General features: G+C 69.2%; 12 protein-coding genes and 1 pseudogene. 7 read left to right on the top strand and 6 right to left on the bottom strand.

The features are described 5' to 3' along the window. The first annotated feature begins 107 nt into the window (after window positions 1-107). Window positions 108-2,294: a beta-glucosidase family protein gene (locus AC3IRM_RS10045; RefSeq protein WP_489205898.1), complete on the top strand. Its 2,187-nt coding sequence runs from the start codon at window positions 108-110 to the stop codon at window positions 2,292-2,294. Between the two features lie 21 nt (window positions 2,295-2,315). Here the strand turns inward: AC3IRM_RS10045 and AC3IRM_RS10040 are convergent, their stop codons facing one another. The 6 genes from AC3IRM_RS10040 to zwf form a co-directional block, all read right to left on the bottom strand. Continuing rightward, entirely contained in the window at window positions 2,316-5,495 is a 3,180-nt protein-coding gene (locus tag AC3IRM_RS10040) for a discoidin domain-containing protein (RefSeq protein WP_489203031.1), read from the bottom strand. Between the two features lie 312 nt (window positions 5,496-5,807). Next, a complete protein-coding gene (locus tag AC3IRM_RS10035; protein WP_489203030.1) occupies window positions 5,808-6,476 on the bottom strand; it encodes a bifunctional 4-hydroxy-2-oxoglutarate aldolase/2-dehydro-3-deoxy-phosphogluconate aldolase in 669 nt (222 codons plus the stop codon). Window positions 6,477-6,480: 4 nt separating this feature from the next. Then, the gene (gene edd / locus AC3IRM_RS10030; RefSeq protein WP_489203029.1) at window positions 6,481-8,397 is read right to left on the bottom strand and encodes a phosphogluconate dehydratase; all 1,917 of its coding nucleotides are present in this window, start codon (window positions 8,395-8,397) and stop codon (window positions 6,481-6,483) included. A gap of 88 nt (window positions 8,398-8,485) precedes the next feature. After that, window positions 8,486-9,178, bottom strand: a complete 693-nt coding sequence (pgl, locus tag AC3IRM_RS10025) for a 6-phosphogluconolactonase (protein WP_489203028.1) — start codon at window positions 9,176-9,178, stop codon at window positions 8,486-8,488. A gap of 56 nt (window positions 9,179-9,234) precedes the next feature. Further along, window positions 9,235-10,233 (bottom strand): glucokinase, encoded by a 999-nt coding sequence (glk, locus tag AC3IRM_RS10020; RefSeq protein WP_489203027.1) that lies wholly within the window; start codon window positions 10,231-10,233, stop codon window positions 9,235-9,237. Continuing rightward, window positions 10,230-11,651, bottom strand: coding sequence for a glucose-6-phosphate dehydrogenase (gene zwf / locus AC3IRM_RS10015; RefSeq protein ID WP_489203026.1), 1,422 nt, complete (start codon window positions 11,649-11,651; stop codon window positions 10,230-10,232). The genes glk and zwf overlap by 4 nt, the downstream gene beginning before the upstream one ends. Before the next feature lie 311 nt (window positions 11,652-11,962). On the opposite strand from zwf, the gene AC3IRM_RS10010 reads away from it, so the two are divergent. The 6 genes and pseudogenes from AC3IRM_RS10010 (at window position 11,963) to ligA (ending at window position 21,728) form a co-directional block, all read left to right on the top strand. After that, the gene (locus AC3IRM_RS10010; protein WP_489203025.1) at window positions 11,963-13,060 is read left to right on the top strand and encodes an ABC transporter ATP-binding protein; all 1,098 of its coding nucleotides are present in this window, start codon (window positions 11,963-11,965) and stop codon (window positions 13,058-13,060) included. A 368-nt stretch (window positions 13,061-13,428) separates the two neighbouring features. Then, complete coding sequence (gene smc, locus AC3IRM_RS10005) at window positions 13,429-16,941, top strand: chromosome segregation protein SMC (RefSeq protein WP_489203024.1); 3,513 nt, start codon at window positions 13,429-13,431, stop codon at window positions 16,939-16,941. Between the two features lie 79 nt (window positions 16,942-17,020). Continuing rightward, window positions 17,021-17,773, top strand: a complete 753-nt coding sequence (zipA, locus tag AC3IRM_RS10000) for a cell division protein ZipA (protein WP_310234501.1) — start codon at window positions 17,021-17,023, stop codon at window positions 17,771-17,773. A gap of 209 nt (window positions 17,774-17,982) precedes the next feature. Then, window positions 17,983-18,498, top strand: a complete 516-nt coding sequence (locus AC3IRM_RS09995) for a nucleotidyltransferase family protein (RefSeq protein WP_489203023.1) — start codon at window positions 17,983-17,985, stop codon at window positions 18,496-18,498. Between the two features lie 49 nt (window positions 18,499-18,547). Then, a pseudogene (gene fosX / locus AC3IRM_RS09990) lies at window positions 18,548-18,979 on the top strand (FosX/FosE/FosI family fosfomycin resistance hydrolase); the annotation flags it as partial. Window positions 18,980-19,223: 244 nt separating this feature from the next. Beyond that, a complete protein-coding gene (gene ligA / locus AC3IRM_RS09985) occupies window positions 19,224-21,728 on the top strand; it encodes an NAD-dependent DNA ligase LigA (RefSeq protein ID WP_489203022.1) in 2,505 nt (834 codons plus the stop codon).

The raw sequence follows: 21,728 nt of genomic DNA, 5'->3' as shown, positions 1-21,728 counted from the left end.
TGGCTGCGACGGGTTCTCCACGCTGGACCGGTCGCGCGCATGGGCCGCGCCTGCACCACATTCGAGGGGAGGGGAGTTCGATGAATACCCGGACATCGACGCGCATCCTGGTGTGCGCGTTGCTGGTGGCCGCGCCCGCGTTCGCGCAGGACGCGACCAGTGCGCAACCGTGGATGGATGCCGACAAGTCGCCGGACGCGCGCGCCGCGTTGCTGGTTGCGGCGATGACGCAGGACGAGAAGTTCGCGCTGATCCGCAGCCGTTTCGCGATCGGCGAGAAGAAGCCTGAAGAGGCGCTCACCGCTGCCGGTTACGTGGCGCCGATTCCACGCCTGGGCATTCCGGCGCAGGGGCTGGTCGATGCCGGCCTCGGCGTGACCAATCCCGGCGGCGCGCGCGCGGGCGATCACGCCACCGCAATGCCGTCGGGCCCGATGACCGCATCGACCTGGAGCCGCGAGATCGCGTTCAAGGGCGGCGAGACCATGGGGCGCGAGGCCTGGCGGCAGGGCTTCAACGTGCTGCTGGCCGGCAGCGTCAACCTGCAGCGCGATCCGCGCAACGGCCGCAACTTCGAATACGCCGGGGAAGACCCGCTGCTCGCCGGCACCCTGGTCGGCGAATCCATTCGCGGCGTGCAGTCGCAGCACGTGCTGTCGACGATGAAGCACTACGCGCTCAACGACATGGAAACCGCGCGCAATTTCCACAGCGCGGAGATCGCTGATCGCGCGATGCACGAATCCGATCTGCTCGCGTTCCATGTCGCGATCGAGACGGGCCGGCCCGGCGCGGTGATGTGCAGCTACAACCGCATCAACGGCACCTACGGCTGCGAGCACGACGAACTGCTCAACAACGTGCTCAAGCGCGACTGGCGCTACCCCGGCTACGTGATGTCGGACTGGGGCGGCGTGCACAGCGCCTCGAAGGCGGCGAACGCCGGTCTCGACCAGCAGTCGGCGGGCGAGGTCTTCGACAAGGCCGTGTATTTCGACGTGCCACTCCGCATGGCGGTCGGCGCCGGCGTCGTGCCGCAGGCGCGGCTCGACGACATGGTCCACCGCATCCTGCGCAGCTTCATCGCCGTCGGCGCGTTCGAGCACCCGCCACAGCGTCAGCCGGTGGATGCCGCGCTCGATGCGATGGGATCCGATGTCGCCCAGCGCACGGCGGAAGCCGGCGCGGTGCTGTTGCGCAACGAGAACGGCGTGCTGCCGCTCGCGCCCGGCGTGCGCCGCATCGCGGTGATCGGCGGACACGCTGACACGGGCGTGATTGCCGGCGGGGGTTCGTCGATGGTCGGCTGGACCTCGCGCGGCACCAGTGCCGTCACCGGGCTGCAGCCGACGACCTGGCCGGGGCCGGTGATGTTCCAGCCGTCCTCGCCGCTGCACGCGTTGCGCGAAGCACTGCCGGATGCGCGCATCGACTATGCCGACGGTCGCGATCGCGCCGCCGCTGCGTGTCTCGCGCGCGAGGCCGATGTCGCCATCGTGTTCGCGACGCAGTGGGCCGCCGAGTCGGTCGACCTGCCGGACATGCGCCTGCCCGACGGACAGGACGCGTTGATCGCCGCCGTCGCCGCGGCCAACCCGCGCAGCGTGGTCGTGCTGCAGACCAATGGCCCGGTCGAGCTGCCGTGGCTCGATGCGGTGCCCGGTGTACTGCAGGCCTGGTATCCGGGCATTCGTGGTGGCGAAGCCATCGCGCGGCTGCTGACCGGCGCGGCCAATCCATCCGGACATCTGCCGGTGACCTGGCCGGTCGACGTCTCGCAACTGCCGCGGCCCACGATTCCCGGGCTCGGCTTCAATCCGGCGGAAAAACCTGAAGACACGATCGACTACGACATCGAAGGTGCCAACGTCGGCTACCGCTGGTTCGCAGCGAAGGGCCTGACCCCGCGCTACGCATTCGGTCACGGCCTGTCGTACACGACGTTCGCGATGTCGGGGTTGCAGGTCCGCGCGGACGGGACCCGCATCACTGCGCGCTTCAGCGTGCGCAACACCGGCGAACGTGCCGGCGCCGTCGTGCCGCAGCTCTACGTGCATCTGCCGCAGGGCCACGCCACGCCGCTGCGCCTGGCCGGCTGGGACCGCGTCGAACTGCAGCCGGGCGAAACCCGCGAGGTGGAAGTCGCGCTGGCGCCGCGCCTGTTCGCGGACTACCACCCGGACGACCGCAGCTGGCGGATCGCTGCCGGCGACTACACCGTCGTCCTCGGACAGTCGGCCACCGACGCAGGCGCGCGCGCCGCGCTGACGCTGCCGGCGCGTCGTCTGGATTGACGACGCGCGAGGGGCGCTGGCCTACCAGCGCGCTTCGAGGCTCCGGAACGGCTTCGACAGGCGCACGCCGCGCGCATCGAAGTCGTCGACCGCGCGACCATCGACCACGACCGCGGTCGGCCGCGTGCGGTTCGGCCACATCACCTGCACGGGCAGCGCATCCTGCAGCCCGTCCTCGAGCGTGATCTCGAGCCGCGTCCCGGTCTGTTTCGCCGCCATCGTCAGCGGACCGTAAGCGGTCGGCAGCGCCCGCACCGACAAACCGTCGCCGTCGAGCCAGGCCTGGGGCGCGCCGGGCAGCAGTTGCAGGCCGTCGTCGCCTTCGTGCAGCAGCAGGCCGATCAGCGTGCGGGCGTACTCCGCGCCGATCCACGTATGCGGCATGTCGCCGATGTAGCCGGGGTAGCGCGGCCGCGAATGCACGACTTCGGGCCACATCTGCCATGCGAGGGGGCGGCGGTCGGCCAGCAGGCCGTCGAGCACGGTCTGCGCGTCGCCGGGCCGGTCGAGATGCACGAAGGTCAGCACGTTACGCAGTTCGTAGGGCGTGTAGGCCCACAGCGCATCGGGCGCGGTGCGGTCGCCGAACTGCCTGGCCAGGTAGCGGTCGAAGGTGGTGCGCAGTTCGCGCTCGGGCAGGACGTGTCGCGCGCCGGTGGGATCGAGCGCGATCGAGACGCTGGTCGGGTCGCTGTCGCCGAGATCGGCCGACGACGGAATGAAGTCGATGCCCTTCCACGCGATGGTCGCGCGCAGCGACGCGGCCACCGAATCCGACAGCAGACGTCCCTGTTCGCGCGCCCAGTCCGCGGTCTTCGCATCGCCTAGCGCATCGGCCAGCCAGGCACCGTCGTGCCAGCCCTTGATGCCGTAGAAATCGTCCCAGTAGCTGTGCGTCGGCGTGGAATAGCCTTCGTGGCTGATCGACGGCGCGAGGATGCCGCGAAAGCGTTCTGGCGACGGATGCGTGCCCATGTAACCCGCCACCAGCGTGCGTTCGCGCAGCTCCTGCAGGAACCGCATCGCCGCGGTCACCGCCGGCAGGTATTCGCGCACTGTTTCGGGGCCGCCATCGAGACGCGCCACGTCGGCGACGAGCTGGATGTACTGGCCCTGGCTGTCGTACTCGATGTCCGAGCCGAAGCCGCGGTTGATGCTGCCGTCCTCGTTGAGGATCGGCGAGATCATGCCGTTGGGGTTGAGCGCGTGATCGGTGTACCAGCGCAGGTAGTCGCGCGCGATCTTCGGCTGGCCCAGACGCAGCAGCGCCGTGGCCGTCGCCGCGCCGTCGCGCAGGAACGAGCGGTTGTAGTTGCGCGGGCCTGGCTGCATCGCCGGACCGGTCTGGTTGACCAGCATGTACGCCGCCTGCGCGCGCAGCATGTCGACGAGGTCCTGCTCCGGCAGGCGGATGTCGAAGGTGTCGAAGCGATCTGTCCAGCCGGCGGCGATGCGCGCGGCTTGCGCATCGAATGCGTCCGAGGGCGTCGCGGCATCGCCGGTGAGCGCGGCGAGATCCAGCGCCGGCGGCTCGGTCAGTTCGCCCTTGGACGGGTCGAGCGCCGTGTTCCCCAGCGGCAATGCGATCACGATGTCCTGCGTGGCGCCCGGCGCCACCCGCACCGGATACGCGAGCATGCCGGCGGCGAGTCCCGCGGCGTCCGATGCTTCGCGCGTGGCCGGTGGCGTGCCGCGCGCCGCAGCGGCGGTGATCTCGGTCTCGCCGTGCGCACCGAACGGCGCAGCGCCGGCCGCGCCGACCGGCGTCATCGAGGCCAGCAACGTGCGGCCGTCGACACGCACGCGCGTATGGCCGGCGGTTTCGTCGATCGCGATCTGCCGGATCGGCGACCAGCCGCCGTGCTGCCACGGCGGATTGACCTGCAGCGGGCGCACCAGCAGCGACAACGTGCCCTCGACCGGCCGCCGGCCCGTGTTGTGCAGGCGGTAGCGCATCAGCGTCACCGGCTGCCCGTTCTGCTCCAGCGCGAAGGCCTCGTTGCGGATCCTCAGATCGCGCTGGCCCTGCCACTCGACCGAGGGCATCGGCATCCACTGCGCGCGCAGGGCATGGCGACGCTGCGGATCGTTGTCGGCGACGCGCGCCTGGCCGTCGCTGCCGCGCCACACGGCCTGCAGCATCGGGCCGCCCTTGAAGGGCTCGAGATTGCCGTATTCGTCGAGCAGCGATTTCTGCCGCCCGGCGGGAATGCCGAGCGCCGTCCAGTAAACCTGCTGCTGGTGCAGCGACGACGGGAACAGCGCGCCGTGCGTGCGCGAGGCGACGATCTCGTAGCGCCGGGTCGGCGTCAGCAGCTGTTTCGGGCCGAGCAGACGCAACCGGGCGATTCCCGGCGCACGCCCGTCGACCTCGCCGACGACGAGGCGCAAGGCGGTTGGCGATAGCGGCGCCCCGGCCGCGAGCCACGAGCGCGTGCCGTCGCGGCCGGGATCTTCGGCCAGCACGGTCCAGCGACCGTCGGCATCGCGCGCTTCGAGCGTTGCGCCGTTGCGGGGACCGTCCCACCAGACTTCGAGCCCGGCGATCGCATCGGCGCGCGGCAGCGCGACATCGAGCTGGCGGGTGCCCGGCGCAGCGCCCGCGGCCTCGACGGTGGCCGGCGCCGCGTCGACGGCGAACAGCGTCGCGCCGTCCACGTCAGCGGAGAGCCCGGACAGGCGCGGCGCCGCGTCCGCGGCGAGCGGCTCGAACTCGAAGATCGACGTCGCCCAGTCGGAGGATTTCGACGGGCTGGCGATGCGGACATAGCGGGCACTGCGCGCGGGAAACACGATCGTGTCGGTGTCGCCGCGCGAGTCGGTACTCATGTAGGCCACGTCCCATCGCGTTCCATCGAGCGAGGTCTCGAGCGTCCAGCGCACCGGGAAGCCGCTGTCCCAGAGGATCGTGACGCCGCCGACGTCGGCCGGTTGCCCAAGATCCACCTGGAACCAGTGCCCGGGCAGAAAGGAACCGCCCCAGCGCGTCGTGCGGTCGCCGTCGATGGCGTGCTGCGGGGCGAGCGCATCGACCTGCGTCGAGGACGCCGATGCGGTCCACGCGCCGCGCGGCGGCAGCGGCGCTGCAGTGGCCGCAGTCACGGCAAGGCCGAGCAGGGCACCCAGCAGGCGCGGCGCAGCGTGGAGGCGGTGACGACGGGTCTGGAGACGGGCGTCAGGGCGCCGGGGTCTGATGATCATGCATGCGTGGTCAGCGACTGGAGAGCGGACGCTATCACTGGCTGGAACCGGTTACATGCTGCATTGCGATGCGGATGCAGATTCGCGTCGATCGACCGGCGCAATCCAGGTAGAGGCCGGCGTACCGTCGGCATGGCGCAGGCCGGAAACGCGTCTCGACGGCGACTGGCTGGTCACCCTGCGGCAGCTCGAGTCACTGGATCCCGGCTTGACCAGACATTCGTCTGTTGAAAACCGCCGGGATGACGACCGGCGTGGTGCAGGCCATCGCGCAAAGCCGTCAGGCCGGCCTCGCCGCGGCGCTCCGGTTCCTCAGCCCCGGACGTCCCGCACGATCTGGGCCGCACGCGCCGCGGTCTCGCGCACCCGGCCGTAGTCGCCCACTTCCAGCCAGCCCTTGTCGAGCATCCACGAGCCGCCGATGCACAGCACGTTCGGCTGGGCCAGGAATTCGGCGGCGTTGGATTCGGAAATGCCGCCGGTCGGGCAGAAGCGCATGTCGTGCAGCGGGCCGGCGAGCCCCTTGAGCATTGCCAGACCGCCGACCGCGCTGGCCGGGAACAGCTTGCAGTTGCGGAAGCCGCGCTCGCGCAGTGCCATGAATTCGGTCGGCGTGGCGGCGCCGGGCACCACCGGAATATCGGCTTCGGCCAGTGCATCGGCGAGCGCCGGCGGCGTGCCGGGCGTGACCAGGAAGTCCGCGCCGGCGTCGATCGAGGCGCGGATGTTGTCGGCGTTGAGGATGGTGCCGGCGCCGATGACGATGTCCGGACGCTCGCGCTTGAGCATCGCCAGTGCGTCGATCGCGACCGGCGTGCGCAGGGTGAGTTCGAGCGTGTTCAAGCCGCCTTCGAGCAGCGCATCGGCGATCGCGCGTGCCTCGTCGAGCGTGTGCACGGTGATCACCGGCAGCACGCCGGCCTTGCGCAGATGTTCGGCGGCCCGCGCCTGGCGGTCCTGCATGGAAGCAATGGAAGTCATCGTGTCAGGCGTCCTTGGAATCGTGTGGCGCATCGAGCGCTGCTGCATCGGCGCCCAGGTCGTATTCGGCATCGTAGTGCCACGCGCTGCCGTCGGTGGTGGCCGGGCCGCAGGAGATCGACAGCGCGCCCTGGTCGGCCGGCGACACGTTCGCGCGGTTGAAGCCGAACAGATTGCGGCCGTGGTCGGTGGGTGCGGGCGCGGTATCCGGCGCGGCGATGCGGGCCTGCCATTCGGCCGGATCGACCAGCGCTTCCAGCGTGCCGGCCTCGCCGTCGAGGCGGATGATGTCGCCTTCGCGCACGAAGGCCAGCGGTCCGCCGCGCGCGGCTTCGGGTGTCATGTGGATCGCGGCTGGAATCTTGCCCGACGCGCCCGACAGACGACCGTCGGTCACCAGCGCGACGCGCCGGCCCTGGTTCTGCAGCATGCCCAGCAGCGGCGCCAGCGAATGCAGTTCGGGCATGCCGTTGGCCTTCGGGCCCTGGTAGCGCACGACGGCGACGAAGTCCTGCGGCAAGGCCCCGGCTGCGTGCAGGCGGTTCAGTGCCTGCGGCGCATCGACCACGACAGCCGGCGCTTCGATGCTGCGGAATTCCGGCTTCACCGCCGACAGCTTGATCAGCGAGCGACCGAGGTTGCCGCGCAGCAGGCGCAGGCCGCCCTGTGCTTCGAACGGTGCGGAGACCGGACGTAGCACGCCGGGGTCGCCGCTGACCGTCGGGCCGGGTTCGTAGCGGATCCGGTCGCCCTCGAGTTTGGGCTCCTCGCCGTAGCGGGCCATGCCCCCGTCGACGATCGTCGGCAGATCGCCGTGCATCAGGCCGGCGTCAAGCAGTTCACGGAACACGTAGGCGTTGCCGCCAGCCGCGTGATAGCGATTCACGTCGGCTTCGCCGTTCGGGTACACGCGCGCCAGAAGCGGCACGGCCTGCGACAGCTGGTCCATGTCGTCCCAGGTCAGCACGATGCCGGCCGCGCGCGCGACCGCGATCCAGTGGATGGTGTGGTTGGTCGAGCCGCCGGTGGCCATCAGCATCGCGACGGCGTTGACGATCGCGCGTTCGTCGATCAGCTGGCCCAGCGGACGATAGTCGTCGCCGAGCGCGGTGATCGACAGCGCACGTTCGACCGCTTCACGGGTAAAGGCCTCGCGCAGCGGCGTGCCCGGATTGATGAAGGCCGCACTGGGCAACTGCACGCCCATGGCCTCGAGCAGGGTCTGGTTGGAATTCGCGGTGCCGTAGAAGGTGCAGGTGCCGGGGCCGTGATAGGAGGCCGATTCGACCTCCAGCAGTTCCTCGCGCGTGGCCTCGCCGGCGGCGTAACGCTCGCGCACCTCGGCCTTGGTCTTGTTCGGCACGCCGGGCGTCATCGGGCCACCGGGAATGAAGATCGCCGGCAGATGGCCGTAGGCCAGCGCACCGATCAGCAGGCCCGGCACGATCTTGTCGCAGATGCCCAGATACACGCTGCTGTCGAACATGTCGTGCGACAGCGCGATCGCGGTGGCCTGGGCGATGACGTCGCGCGAGAACAGCGACAGCTCCATGCCCGCGCGGCCCTGGGTCACGCCGTCGCACATTGCCGGTACGCCGCCCGCGACCTGCGCGGTGTGGCCGAGCGCACGCGCGGTCTCGCGGATGAATTCCGGATACGGCTCGTAGGGCTGGTGCGCCGACAGCATGTCGTTGTACGCGGTGACGATGCCGAGGTTCGCAGTCGGCCCGTTGCGCAGGCGGGACTTGTCGACCGGCCCGCACGCGGCGAAGCCGTGCGCGAGGTTGGCGCAACTCAGGTGACCGCGCAGCGGTCCTTCATCGCGCATGCGCGCGATGCCTTCGAGATAGGCCTGGCGCGATGGCGCGCTGCGCTTGCGGATGCGTTCGGTGACGGAATGGACGACGGGATGCAGGCTCATGGGCGGCGGCGATGAGAGGAACGGGCGCCCGGGGGATGGGCGGGGGCGCGCGGATCGCACTGCGCGCAACGGTCGAACAGGGCGCGCGTCACGGGCACCAGTGGACGTGCAGCGTGGCGCCCGGCGTGGTGAAGGCGATCCGTGCGGGGAACTCGGTGGCGTCGTCGCTCTGCATCAGGCGATCGAGCAGGGCGCGCTTCTTCTCGCCGCGGATCAGCAGGATGCGGGTGTGTGCGGGTGCCAGGCCCGCAGGCGTCAGGCTGATCCGCCGTTGCCAGCTGCCTGCGCCGGGACTGCCGCCGGCATCGACGCCGACGTAGGGCGCCGTGGACGCCAGCGCCGACTCGAGGTCGACCATGCCGGGAAACAGCGACGCGGTGTGCCCGTCGTCGCCCATGCCCAGCACGACCACGCCCGCAGGCTGGCGCGCGTGGAGGTTGGCGGTGGCGACCGCCTCGTCGAAGGGACGACCGGCGCGCGTGAGGGTTTCCAGCCGCGCCTTCTGCGCCTTGTTCTGGATCAGCGTCTCGCGCAGCAGGCGCGCATTGCTGTCGGGATCGTCGGGCAGCAACCAGCGCTCGTCGACCAGCGCCACATCGACGCGGTCCCAGGCGAGCGGTGATTTCGACAGCGCCGCGTACACCGGCCCCGGCGTCTTGCCGCCCGAGAGCAACAGCCGCGCACGCGGCTTCTGTTCCAGGTCGCGGGCAATGGCGGAGGAAATCGCGATCGCGGCGCCCCAGGTCCATTGGGTCGCCGATTCGTAGGCGTGCAGTTGCATGCGTCCATCGTCGCCGATTCCGCCTGCGATGCCAAAGGCCGGGGCGCCGGTCGGTGTCATGCGGCAGCCCTGCGCGTGGCGATCGCGGCAGCGCCGAGCAGGCCGGCATGCGGATGCAGCACTGCGACGGAGGGCACGCGCCCCATGTTCGGGGAGAAGCGGCCCTTGTGTTCGAAGCGCTGGCGGAAGCCCGAATGTCGGATCGAGTCGAGCATCTTCGGCACCAGGCCACCGGTGAGGAACACCCCGTCCCAGGCGCCGAGCGTCAGCACGAGATCACCGGCGATCGCACCGAAGACCGCGCAGAACACGTCGACCGCGCGCGCGCAGCGGGAATCGCCATCCTTTGCGCGTGCGGTGATATCGGCCGGCTGCATCGGTCCGGGATCGACACCGGCGATCTCGCTCAGTGCGCGGTGGATGTTGACCAGGCCGGGACCGCAGATCAGGCGTTCGTTGGACACGCGGCCGAACTGTGCCGACAGGCGTTCGAGGATCGCGGTCTCCTCCGGCGTGCCGGGCGGAAAGCTGACGTGGCCGCCTTCGGTTTCCAGCGGGTAGTGCCGGCCGTCGCGGATCACCAGGCCACCCACGCCCAGGCCCGTACCGGGCCCGATCACCGCATAGGTGCAGGGACCGCCCGGATCCTTCGGCACCGACCACGGCACGCCGCCGATGGCGCTGAAATCGCCGGGCTGCAGCAGCGGAATCGCCATCGCCTGGGCGGCGAAATCATTGGTCAGCACGACGTCTTCGATGCCGAGGCGCTGCCGGGTGCGCGTGCGCGAGATCACCCAGGGGTGGTTGGTGATGCGCGCATCGTCACCGTCCACGCGGCCGGCGACGGCGAGCACGGCGCGTGGCAACGGCGCTTTGCCGTCGTGACCGGTCTGCTGCAGGTAGTGCAGCGCTGCATCCGCCAGTGACGGGAAGTCGGAGACCGGGAAGACCTGGATCGTATCGAGCTGCAGCGGCGTCGGACTGGCGGTATCGGCCAGTGCGAAGCGCGCATTGGTGCCGCCGATGTCGGCGAGCAGGGCGAGCGCAGCCGTCACGATTTGCGCCCGTTGTGGGTGGTCAGCGTGCGCGGCAGGAACGGCTGTGCTTCCACCGGCCCCCAGCTGCCGGCCGGATAGTCGCGCACCGGCGTGCCGGCCTCGCGCCACGCGGCGCTCACGCTGTCGATCCAGCGCCACGCGGCCTCGACTTCGTCGTCGCGCACGAACAGCGTCTGGTCGCCCTTGAGCGCATCGATCATCAGGCGCTCGTAGGCGATGCGGCGCTTGGGCGGCAGCATCGCCAGGTCCAGCGACATCGGTTGCAGTTCGTTGGCGGCCCATTCGGACGCGGCGAGGCTGCCCATCAGGCCGAGCTCGATCGTCTCTTCCGGCTGCAGGCGCACCCGCAACTGGTTGGCGCGGGCGCGCTTGCGCTCACCCGGGCCGAACAGCCAGTGCGTGACAGGCTTGAACGTCACCACGACCTCGGTGGTGCGCGAGGGCATGCGCTTGCCGGTGACCAGGCGGAACGGCACGCCGGCCCAGCGCCAGTTGTCGATCCAGGCGCGCAGGCCGACGAAGGTCTCCACGTCGTCATGACCGCCATGCTTGAAGCCCTGCACGGCCTGGCCGTCGACCACGCCGGGCGCGTAGCGGCCGCGCACGCTGTCGGCCGCGGCATCGGCGGCGGTCATCGGTCGCAATGCGCGCAGCACCTTCTTCTTCTCTTCGCGGATGCTGTCGGTATCCATCGCCGCCGGCGGCTCCATCGCGATCAGCGCCAGCAACTGCAGCATGTGGTTCTGCACCATGTCGCGCAGCGCGCCGTAATCCGCGTAGTAGCCCTCGCGGCCGTCCACGCCGGCGGTCTCGGCGACGATGATGTCGACCGACTCGATCCAGCGCCGTTCCCAGGTCGCCTCGAACAGGGTGTTGCCCAGGCGCAGCGCGAGCAGGTTCTGCACCGGCGCCTTGCCCAGGTAATGGTCGATGCGGAAGATCCGCGACTCGTCGAGCGCCGACTTCAGCGTCGCGTCGATTTCCTGCGCGCTGGCCAGGTCGTGGCCGATCGGCTTCTCCAGCACCAGCCGCGACGGCGCTTCCAGCAGGCCGGCAGCCTTGAGCCCGCGGCAGGCGGATGCGAACAGGTTCGGCGGCGTCGACAGATAGCTGACCGTCGGACGGTCGGCGAAGCGCGACAAGGCGGCCGCCATCGCGTCCGCATCACCGAGGTCCACGGGCACGTACTGGATCCGGCGCAGCAGCTCGTCGACCAGCGAGGTGTCGTACTCGTCGCCGAGGCGCTCGCGCAGCCAGTCGCGAAAGCTGGCGTCGTCGTGCTCGCTGCGCGCGATCGCGATCACGCGGAAGTTGTCCGGCAGCAACCGGTCGCGCTGCAGATGCAGCAGGGACGGGAACAGGTAGCGTTGCGCCAGGTCACCAGTGGCGCCGAACAACAGCAGGGAATCGTGCATGGGCGCCGGGGCCGTCTCGGGTTCGGGATAGGGAATCACGGAGTGTGTCGCCGGAGGTGTGCCGATCGCAACGTCCACGATATCGAGGCATCAAGCCGGGGATGTCCAGCGCTGTCAATCGACGCGGGTAATGCGCCTCGTACGGAGGTGGATCCGGTCGATCGTTGCACCACGCTGTGCCTCCCACACGTGCGCCGGCTGGATTGGAAACGATTACATGCCAGAATAGCGCAAATGCATCACGGCGCGCGGTTCACGCAACCGGCGCCACGATTCGGTCCACGACGGATTTGCGACTCACGGGAGCGTGCATGGCACAGGTGCGGTTCGACGCGGTACGAAAGGTCTACCCCAACGGTTTCGTCGGTGTGGCCGGCGCGACGTTCGAGGTCGCCGATGGCGAGCTGCTGGTGCTCGTCGGTCCCTCGGGCTGCGGCAAGTCCACGCTGCTGCGCATGGTCGCGGGGCTGGAGGCGATCAGCGACGGCACGCTGAAGATCGGCGAGCGCGTGGTCAACGACATCGCGCCGAAGGACCGCGACATCGCGATGGTGTTCCAGAGCTATGCGCTGTACCCGCACATGAGCGTGGCCGAGAACCTCGCGTTCGGGCTGAAGCTGCGCGGCCAGTCGAAGACCGAGATCGCCGCGCGCGTGGACGAAGCCGCGCAGGTGCTCGAACTCGACCAGGTGCTCGATCGCAAGCCCGGCCAGCTCTCGGGCGGCCAGCGCCAGCGCGTCGCCCTGGGCCGCGCGCTGGTGCGCCAGCCGCAGGTGTTCCTGCTCGACGAGCCGCTGTCCAACCTCGATGCGAAGTTGCGCAGCGGCATGCGCGTCGAGATCGCCCGGCTGCACCGCAAGCTGGGCACGACGATGATCTACGTCACCCACGACCAGATCGAGGCGATGACGCTGGGCCAGCGCATCGTCGTGCTCAAGGACGGCCACATCCAGCAGATCGACACGCCGATGGCGTTGTACGAGCGGCCGGCGAACCTGTTCGTTGCCACCTTCCTCGGCAGCCCGGCGATGAACGTGCTGCGCGGATCGCTGGCACACAGCGGGGGCGGTTGGGCCTTCGACGCCGGCGAGGGCATCACGCTCGCACTCGGCGATGCGGGCTTCCCGGCCGACTGGGATGGCCGCACCGTCGATCTGGGCATCCGCCCCGAACATCTGCTGCCCGCGACCGACGCCGATGCAGTGCTGTCGCCGGTGGTCGAAGTGGTGGAGCCGGTCGGCAGCGAAGTCTTCGTCAACCTGCGCCTGGGCACGCACGCCCTGATCGCACGTCTGCCGCCCGACCGCGTGCCGGTGCCGGGGGAGGCCCTGGCGCTGACGATTCCGGTCGGCCGCGTGCATGTGTTCGATGTCGAGAGCGGCGAGCGGTTGATTCAGCGGGCGGGTTGAGCCTCGACTCGTCGAACGGTAAGCCGTCACGCGCCCCGTTCAAGCAGGGTCCGACCTCTCTCTCTGGGAGGGAGCCTGCCGCGGACCTGATCCGGGGTCGACGCGCATGGCGCGTCGGGAGAGGGTTGAGGCTCTACCTTGAGGCGTTCAAAAGCAGCCTCATCCGCCCTCCGGGGCCCTTCTCCCAAAGGGAGAAGGGCTGGGAATTCACCGCGCCGGAACTCTCGCTATACTGACCGCTTGCGCGCGCGAGCGGCGCTCCGTGCTTGTGGAATCAACCGCTTGCGATGGAAATTTCGCGTATCGCATGACACGCTATCCGTCATCCATCGCGCCCTGACGGGCGCCAAGAGGCCACCAAAGCCCGCATGCGCCTGTCCACGATCAAGCTCGCCGGTTTCAAATCCTTCGTCGATCCGACCACGCTGCACCTGCCGACCAACATGACCGGCGTGGTGGGGCCCAACGGTTGCGGCAAGTCGAACATCATCGACGCGGTGCGCTGGGTGATGGGCGAATCTTCGGCCAGCCGCCTGCGTGGTGACTCGCTGACCGACGTGATCTTCGCCGGCTCCACCGCCCGCAAGCCGGTGTCGCAGGCGATGGTCGAACTGGTGTTCGACAACTCCGATCACACGATCGCCGGCGAGTTCGCCGCGTTCAACGAGATCTCGGTCAAGCGCACCGTCAGCCGCGACGGGCAGAGCGGTTACTACCTCAACGGCACCAAATGCCGCCGCCGCGACATCACCGATCTGTTCCTCGGCACCGGTTTGGGGCCGCGCAGCTACTCGATCATCGAGCAGGGCATGATCAGCCAGATCATCGACGCCAAGCCCGAAGAACTGCGCGTCTATCTGGAAGAGGCGGCCGGCATCTCCAAGTACAAAGAGCGCCGCAAGGAAACCGAGACCCGCATTCGCCACACCCGCGAAAACCTCGACCGCCTCAGCGATCTGCGCGAGGAAGTGGGCAAGCAGCTGCAACATCTTGCGCGGCAGGCCAAGCAGGCCGAGCAATACACCGCGATCCAGGCCGAGCGGAAGATCCGCGACGCCGAGTGGAAGGCGCTGGAATGGCGCACGCTCGATTCGCGCCTGCGCGCGCTGCGCGAAGGACTGGCCCAGGAAGAAACCAAGCTCGAGCAGATCATCGCCGAGCAGCGCGAAGCCGAGCGCGAGCTGGAAACCGGTCGCGAGCGTCGCCACGAGGCGAGCGAAGCCCTCAACCGCGCGCAAGCCGAAAGTTACGAGGTCAGCGGCGCGCTGGCCCGTGTCGAGCAGCAGATCCAGCATCAGCGCGAGCTGTCGGCGCGCCTGCTCAAGGCCCGCGACGAAGCGCAGGCGCAGCTGGCCGAGATCGGCGAACACATCGACCAGGACCAGCTGCGACTCGACACCCTGCACGCGAGCATTGCCGACGCCGAACCGCAGCTCGCGCAGTTGCAGGACGACGATGCCGTGCGTCAGGACACGCTGCGTGAGGCCGAAATCGCGCTCGCCGACTGGCAGACGCGCTGGGACACCCACAATCGCGAGCAGAGCGAGGCGGCCCGCGAAGGCGACGTCGAGCGCACCCGCGTCGATTACCTGGACAAGCAGTCGCTCGAGGCCGACCGCCGGCGCGAGCAGTTGCAGGCCGAGCGCGGCGGCATCGATCTCGAAGCGCTGAGCGAGACCTTCGCCGATCTGCAGATCCGCCATGACGAGCAGAAGGCCGCGCTCGACACGCTCGGCGACGACCTGGAAACGCGCAAGGCCGCGGCGGTCGATCTGCAGGACGCACAGCGCGGCGCGCAGGAAGAACTGTCCGTCGTGCGCAAGCAGGCGCAGGAAGCACGCGGCCGCCTTTCATCACTGGAAACCCTGCAGAACGCCGCGCTGGGCCAGGAGCAGGGCGCGGCGGTCGAATGGCTGCGCCAGCGTGGACTCGATTCGTCTGCGCGTGTCGGCGAGCGGCTGCGGGTGGAGTTGGGCTGGGAATTTGCAGTCGAAAGCGCGCTCGGCCAGCTGATCGAAGGTGTGCTGGTTGACGGTGACGGCGTGCCGGCCGAACTCATCGATGCGCTCGGCGAACTGGGCGAAAGCCGTCTGGCGCTCGTGTCGGGTGAGACCGGCGATGAGGCCTTCGCGCCGACCTCGCTGGCGGCCAAGGTGCAGGGCCCGCTGGCGATCCGCCGGCTGCTCGCGCGTCTGCACGTCACTGAGACCCTGGCCGAAGCGCGCGCGCTGCAGGCAGGCTTGAGCGACGGCGATTCGGTGATCACCCGCAGCGGCGAGCGCCTTGGCGCGGGCTGGGTGCGCGTGTCGCGCTCGGGCGCGGCGAAGCAGGGTGCATTGCTGCGCGAACGCGAGATCCAGACGCTTCGCGAGACGATCGCGACGTTGCAGGAACAGGAACAGGGGCTCGAAGCGCGCATCGCGCAGGGCCGCGAACAGCTGCTCAGCGTCGAGCAGCAGCGCGAGGAAGCGCAGCGCGCGCTGTATGTCGCGCACCGCGCCGTCTCCGAACTCGCCGGCCAGGTGCAGAGCCAGCAGGGACGGGTGGAAGCCGCGCGCAACCGCATCGAACGCATCGACACCGATCTCGCCCAGTTGCACGAAACCCTCGACACCGCGGCCAAGCAGGCGCGCGACGCACGCGGCCGGCTGGAAGACGCCGTCGAGCGCATGGGTGATTTCGAGGCCGCGCGCGCGGCGCTCGAAGCCGAGCGTCGCGGTCTGGTCGAAGCCCGCGACCAGCTGCGTTCGGCCGCGCGCGAATCGCGCGACACGGCGCATGCGCTGGCGCTGACGATCGAATCCCAGCGCGCCCAGATCACCTCGCTGACCCAGGCGCTCGCGCGCATGGGTGGCCAGCGTGGCCAGATCGACAGCCGCCTCGGCGAACTGTCGGCGCAGCTGGCGACGGGCGATTCGCCGGTCGACACGCTGGAGCAGCAGCGCCAGGTCGCACTCGAAGAACGCGTGCGCACCGAGCGCGCGCTGGCCGAAGCGCGCTCCGCACTCGAAGGCGTGGACAACGAGCTGCGCACCTTCGAGCAGGTCCGCCAGCAGCGCGACGCGCAGGCGCTGACCCAGCGCGAAGCGATCGGCCAGCGCCGCCTCGACCAGCAGGCGCTGGTGATCGCCGCCGACCAACTGGCCGCGCAGGTGGTCGAGGGCGGGTTCGTCGTCGACGAGGTGTTGAACGGTCTCGAGGACGCGGCGAATGCCAAGGACTGGGAAAAGATCGTCACCGACTTCGACGCGCGCCTGCGCCGTCTGGAACCGGTGAATCTCGCCGCGATCGCGGAACACGCCGAAGCCGCGCAGCGCAAGGAATACCTCGACGCGCAGGACGCCGACCTCACTTCTGCGCTCGACACGCTGGAAGAGGCGATCCGCAAGATTGACCGTGAGACCCGTGGCCGCTTCAAGGACACCTTCGACAAGGTCAACGCCGGCGTGCAGGCGCTGTATCCGCGCCTGTTCGGTGGCGGTCACGCCTACCTGGAACTGACCGGCGAGGATCTGCTCGATACCGGCGTGGCGATCATGGCGCGCCCACCCGGCAAGCGTGTGTCGAACATCTCGCTGCTGTCCGGCGGTGAGAAGGCGATGACCGCGGTCGCGCTGGTGTTCTCGATCTTCCAGCTCAATCCGGCGCCGTTCTGCCTGCTCGACGAGGTGGACGCGCCGCTGGACGAGGCCAACGTCGGCCGCTTCACCGCGATGGTGCGCGAGATGAGCGAGCAGGTGCAGTTCCTGTTCGTCAGCCACAACAAGGCGACGATGGAAGCGGCTTCGCAGCTCAGCGGCGTGACCATGCGCGAGCCCGGCGTGAGCCGGCTGGTCTCGGTCGATCTGGCCGAAGCCGCGCGACTGGCCGGCGCCGCCTAGAGACTGTCATCATGTGCCGTCATGCCCAACGTGCCCGGCGCCTGCGCATAATGAACGCCCCCGAAGGAGAACACCGCGAATGACCGACGACTGGATGATGCGTATCGGAATCCTGGTCGCAGGCCTGCTGCTGATGGGCGCCATGTGGTATTTCGGCACCCGCCCGCGCAACGGGCAGGGTCGCCGCGTCGCCAGCACCGACGATCGCGAGCAGCGCCTGGAGCCCACGCTCGGCGCGCAGCTGGAACAGGATCTCGGCGAGGCTGGCGTGCCACGTGCCGAAGGCGACACCGACGCGGTGCAGGCGGAGATGGACCTGCTCGACCAGACGGTCGGCGCCGTCTCGCCCAACAGCGAACTCGGCAAGCGCACCAGCGACGATTTCGACAAGATCGTGACGCTCTACATCGCCGCGCGCGCCGGCAACGTGCTGCGCGGCCCGGACATCGTGGTCGCTGCCGAGAAGGCCGGTCTGACCTATGGCCATATGAACGTGTTCCATCGCCTCGTCGACGGACATCCCGAGCGCGGCCCGATCTTCAGTGTCGCCAATATCCGCAGCCCCGGCAGCTTCGACATGAGCGAGATCCAGGGTCTCGAAACCCCGGCCATCGCGTTCTTCCTGACCCTGCCGGCGCCGGTCCGCGCCCTCGACGCCTGGGACGCGATGCTGCCCACCGCCGAGCGCATGGCCGAACTGCTCGACGGCGTGCTGCTCGACGAACAGCGCAACGCCCTGGGCCGTCAGCGCATCGCCGGCCTGCGCGACGAACTGCGCAGCTGGGACCGCGAACACGACGTGCCCGCGGTGACCCGCAGCCCGCGCTGGTAGGGCTGCGTACGCACAGGTGCGAGTCGCTCGATAGGTTGTGCTCCTCTGTTGGACGAGACCTGTTGCCCATGCGCGTTCCGTTCGCGTCTTGATCGGGGGACAACGTGGCCCCTGAAAGAAACCCCGCAGTTTCGAAGCCCATCGACCATGACCCGGCCGGTGACGCCGAGCGGTGCGTGCTGGGAATCGTCTCGAACAGCGCTTGGTTCATGGAAGCACTCCGTGCGGCGCGCGCGCTTGATCTTCCCGTCTGGTGCATCGGCGCCGGTGCGCTTCGCAACCTGGTGTGGGACACGCTGCACGGGCATGCGCAGCCGTCCGCGCTTTCGGGCATCGACCTTGCCTGGTTCGACGCCTCCCACTCGGCGCCGCAACGTGACCGCGATCTCCAGCACCGTCTGCCGCGACTGAGCATCGCGCCTTGGGAGGTCACCAATCAGGCATGTGTGCACCGTTGGTTCGAGAGGCATTTCGGTCACGCGGTCGCGCCGCTCGCTTCATTGCACGAAGCGGTGGCTTCCTGGCCGGAGTTTGCGACCAGCGTGGGCGTGTGGCTGGATGCCCGTGACGACCTGAGACTCATCACGCCGTACGGTCTCGACGACCTGTTGGGAATGGTGGTCCGACGCAACCCGGCGCGGGTCGATGTGGCGACGTACCGGATGCGCACGATGCAGAAACGTTATGCCGAGCGCTGGCCCCGGGTGCGCGTCTTCGACGCATAGCTGCAAACCACCCGGCGCGCCCGGTTGCTGGATGCGGCATGATCGCGCGATGTCGATCACCGGCATCAGCCATCTGACCTTCGTCGTCCATGACCTCGACCGCACGGCCCGCCTGCTGGTCGAGGGGCTCGGCGCGCGTGAGGTCTACGACAGCGGCGATCGACCACATTCGCTTTCACGCGAGAAGTTCTTCGTGCTCGGCGGCGTGTGGATCGCGACGATGGAGGGCGAGCCGCCCGCTGAGCGCAGCTATCGCCACGTCGCGTTCCAGGTCGCCGCGGGAGACCTGCCCGACTACCGCGTGCGGCTCGAGCGGATCGGTGTCGACATCCGCCCCCCGCGCCCCCGGATCGAGGGCGAGGGCGAGTCGCTGTATTTCCACGATTTCGACAACCATCTGTTCGAACTGCACACCGGCACGCTAGCGTCGCGATTGCAGGCGTATCGCGCGGCCCTCACCCCAACCCCCGCTCCGCGCCCCAGCCCTCGCGTTGCCGCGAGGGCGTTCGAAGACATGCGAGCCAGTGGCTCGCAAACATGTCTCCTCACCCCGAAGGGAGAGGGGCTCGACCAGGCGAGCGTTGCGCGTTCAGCCCCAGAGGGGTTGGATCCGGCGAGCGTTGCGCCTTGAAGCCCCTCTCCCTTTGGGAGAGGGGTTGGGGTGAGGGCAAACGACTGCGGGAGGGCAAACGACTGCGGGAACGCCGCCGTCCTACAATTCGCCCATGCCAAAGCCATCTCCCGCCGAGCGCGTCGCCGAGCTGCGCGCGCTGATCGAAGACGCCAATCACCGCTATTACGTGCTCGATGATCCGTCGATCCCGGACGCCGATTACGACGCCCTGCTGCGCGAACTCGAAGCGCTGGAAGCCGCGCATCCCGAGCTCGCCAGCGACGACTCGCCGACACGCACCGTCGGTGCGCGACCCGATGGCGGTTTCCCTGAAGTCACCCATGCGATCCCGATGCTGTCGCTGGCCAACGCCTTCGAGACCGCGGGCGTCGCCGACGATGCCGATGACCGCACGCGCTACGCCGAGGTCGCCGATTTCGAGCGCCGCATCGAGCAGAAGCTCGACCTCGAAGCGCCGGTGTTCTCGGTCGAACCCAAGCTCGACGGCCTGGCGATCAGCCTGCGCTACGAAGACGGCGTATTCGTGCAGGGCGCGACGCGCGGCGATGGCAGCACGGGTGAGAACGTCACCGCCAACCTGCGCCAGGTGCGCGCGGTACCGTTGAAGCTGCGCGATATCGGCACGCCGCCCCCGGCAGCGCTGGAAGTGCGCGGCGAGATCTACATGCCGCGCAAGGCCTTTGAAGCGTGGAATGCGAAGGCGCTCGAGAACAACGAGAAGTTGCTGGCCAATCCGCGCAATGGCGCGGCGGGCTCGCTGCGCCAGCTCGATCCCGCGGTCACGCGCCGGCGGCCGCTGGCGTTCTTCGCCTATTCGGTCGGTGAGGTGCGCGGGCTCGAACTGCCCGAAACGCATTCACAGACGCTCGCGCTGCTGCGCGACTTCGGTTTTCCGGTCGCGCCCGAGTTCGACACGGCGGTCGGCTTCGACGGGCTGATCGCCTATTTCCGCCGCATCGGCCAGGCGCGCGACACGCTGCCGTACGACATCGACGGCGTGGTCTACAAGCTCGACGGCTTCGATCAGCAGGCGACGATGGGCTTCGTCTCCCGCGCGCCACGCTGGGCGCTGGCCCACAAGTTTCCGGCGCAGGAGCAGTCCACCGTGCTGCGCGCGATCGAGGTGCAGGTCGGCCGCACCGGTGCGATCACCCCGGTCGCGCGGCTCGAGCCGGTGCAGGTGGCCGGTGTCACGGTCACCAATGCGACGCTGCACAACGAAGACCAGATCCGTCGTCTCGACGTGCGCGAAGGCGACACCGTGATCGTGCGCCGCGCCGGCGACGTGATTCCCGAGATCGTGCGCGTGATCGAGGAGCGGCGACCTGCCGGCACGGTCGAATGGACGATGCCGGCCACGTGCCCGGTCTGTGGCTCGGAGTTGGTGCGCGAGGAGGGCGCGTCCGCGTGGCGCTGTACCGGCGGTTTGACCTGTTCCGCGCAGCGCAAGGAAGCCGTGCGCCATTTCGCATCGCGGCGCGCGATGGACATCGAAGGCCTCGGCGACAAGCAGGCCGAGGCGCTGGTCGAGTTCGGTTTCGTGCATTCGCCGGCGGATCTGTTCGCGCTGACGGTCGAGGACCTGGTGCGTATGAAGGCCGCGCTCGATGCGGCGACGGCGGCGGATTTCGCGCAGGCGATCTCCGACAGCAAGGGTGCCCTGGCACTCGATTCGGAGGGCGAGCGGGTGCTGGCACAGGAGTCGCCGGTATGGAAGGACGCTGCGTTCCTGCGCGTGCATCTGACGGTCGAGACTGGCGGCAAGCTCGCGACTAAATGGGCCGAGAACCTCGTTGCCGGCATCGACGCCAGCCGCACGACCACGCTGCCGCGTTTCCTGTTCGCACTCGGCATTCCGCATCTGGGCGAAACGACGGCCAAATCGCTCGCGCAGTGGCTGGGCACGCTCGACTTCGTGCGTACGACGCCCGCCGTGCTGCTGCAGGCGCTGCCCGACATCGGCGGGGAAGTCGCGCGCTCGATCGCGACATTCTTCGAGCAGCCCGGCAATGTCGAGGTCGTCGATGCGCTGCGCGCGGCCGGCATCACGTTCACCGATGAGGCCGCGCCATCGGCGGCGCTGCGCGAGCGGCTCGGCCTTGCCCACCTGCTGTCGACGCTGCCGGTCGACAAGCTCGGCGGCAAGAGCGCCGAGCGCCTTGCCGACACCTACGGCTCGCTCGACGCGCTGTTGCGCGCGAACGCCAGCGGCTGGACCGGCGCCGGCCTTTCGTCCGCAGGCGCGGACAATCTCTCGGCATTCCTCGCCGATGCGGATGCTTTGGCCGAATTGCGTGCCGGCGATGCCGCAATGCGCCGCCTGCTGGAGGCGGCGCCCGCGAAAGTCATGAAGGCAACGGGTCCGCTCGACGGCAAGACCGTCGTGCTGACCGGCAGCCTGGAGGCGATGACCCGGGACGCCGCGGGCGAGCAGCTCGAAGCGCTGGGCGCGAAGATCGCCGGCAGCGTGTCGAAGAAGACCTCGCTGGTCGTCGCCGGTGAAGCCGCCGGCTCGAAGCTGACGAAGGCGCAGGAACTCGGGATCGAGATCTGGGACGAAGCGGCGCTGCTCGCGTTTCTCGAGTCGCAGGCGTGA

The sequence above is a fragment of the Luteimonas sp. KH_071 genome, from assembly GCF_057838005.1.
This window is presented reverse-complemented; position numbering and strand designations above follow the sequence as displayed.